Here is a 247-nt window from a genome sequence, read left to right as displayed (position 1 = left end):
ATGGGGTAAGTATCCAAGATTTAATGACTTGGAACAAGTTAGGTTCTAATTACATGTTGCATCCAGGTGACAAACTAGTCGTTCAAGCACCTGCCAAAGCAGAAGCTCCAACATCAAACCCAAGTACAGACAAACCAGCCGAACCCACAAAACCAGCTGAAAGTGTATCCTACACGGTTCAATCAGGCGACTCACTCTGGAGAATCAGTCACAAATATGGAGTAAGCATCCAAGACCTCATGACTTG

At 44.1% G+C, this 247-nt stretch carries 1 protein-coding gene; it reads left to right on the top strand.

Annotated elements, in window-relative coordinates; genetic code table 11:
• Nucleotides 1-23: 23 nt before the first annotated feature.
• Nucleotides 24-247, top strand: a 224-nt coding sequence (locus QP442_RS08545) for a LysM peptidoglycan-binding domain-containing protein (protein ID WP_285069814.1), incomplete at its 3' end; no start/stop codon positions are given.

The sequence above is a fragment of the Pauljensenia sp. UMB1177 genome (genome assembly GCF_030217965.1).
In the GTDB taxonomy this organism is placed as follows: domain Bacteria; phylum Actinomycetota; class Actinomycetes; order Actinomycetales; family Actinomycetaceae; genus Pauljensenia; species Pauljensenia turicensis_A.
This window is presented reverse-complemented; position numbering and strand designations above follow the sequence as displayed.